Source organism: Rothia sp. 27098_8_161 (assembly GCF_041432905.1).
Taxonomy (GTDB): domain Bacteria; phylum Actinomycetota; class Actinomycetes; order Actinomycetales; family Micrococcaceae; genus Rothia.
The window spans coordinates 1-1,185 of sequence record NZ_JAPWAL010000055.1 but is presented as its reverse complement, the minus strand read 5'-3'; the positions used below and the strand labels follow the sequence as shown (position 1 = coordinate 1,185).

Sequence of the window (1,185 nt, the reverse complement as noted above, 5' to 3'; positions counted from 1 at the left end):
GGCAGGGCGTATTGAGGGCAGCGAAAGCACCGAGGGCAAGGAAGCAGGCGTACTGTACCAGAGCACGCGCATTGCCGCCTACGCGCAGGCGGTTCAACTGCTACGCGAGGCGGGACTCGTCTATGAGTGTTTCTGTACTCGCCGCGAAATTCAGGAGGCCTCAAGTGCCCCGCACGGCGCGCCGGGCGCATACCCGGGTACCTGCCGTGGGCTGACAGAAGCACAACGGAAGGAGCGTGGCGTTCAGCGTCCGCCAGCTCTGCGCCTGCGCGCTGAGCACACGAGCTACACGGTGCAGGATGATTTTTACGGTGCCTACACGGGGCTGGTGGATGATTTTGTGCTGGTACGCAATGACGGCACCTACGCCTATAACCTGACTTCCGTGGTGGATGATGCCTTTGTGGGGGTTGAGCAGATTGTGCGCGGTGATGATCTACTCCCTTCTGCGCCTCGCCAGTCGTATTTGGCGCAGCTTTTGGGTTTGGCACAGCCGCGTTACGCTCACGTACCACTGGCACTCAACGAGGAAGGTAAGCGTCTGGCAAAGCGTGATGGTGCGGTGACCCTGCCGCAGCTACGTGAGGCGGGCATTGAAATCCCGACGATTTTGGGGTGGATTGCCGCTTCTATTCCGGTATATAACGTCGATGGCTCTGTCCATTCGGCGGATGCTCCGGTGCCCAATGCCGCGGCAATTTTGGAGCGTTTTGACCCGGCTCGTATGGCTTCTGAGCCGTGGGTCGTGAAGGATTTCTAAGCTTCTGTGACATTGTTTTACGACAGTTCAACACTCTGAACGGCTTTTAAATTTTTCGTTTAATCCGTTTTATATGCATATGCCATTGAGCGTTTGCGTTGCTTTTCAAGTACATATCTTTGACTCAAGTGCCCGAAACCCTGAAATTCAGGGATTTTTAGGGCACTTTTTCGCACATGCTCCCACAGCCCCCCCACCTGTACGACCATAAAATTTACACAGCAAATACATATTTATTCCACAACTTCTCATCTCTAATCGTCAAATAGACTTTATTTTCAGCCTTTCAAAGCCTAGACTGTATCCTATGCCACTCATAAAGTTATGGCGTAGTGCATAAATACACACAGACACGTATTATCACCAGGAGAGAAGGAACATTATGGCCGCGAGTACATACCAGGTCATCGCGCTGGCGATTTATT

The 1,185-nt window shown here is 53.0% G+C and carries 1 protein-coding gene; it reads left to right on the top strand.

Going from position 1 to position 1,185, the window contains the following annotated elements; translation table 11 throughout:
- Positions 1-760: glutamate--tRNA ligase family protein (locus O3648_RS08325; RefSeq protein ID WP_371569577.1), on the top strand; the 760-nt coding region annotated here is incomplete at its 5' end.
- Between the last annotated feature and the right edge of the window lie 425 nt (positions 761-1,185).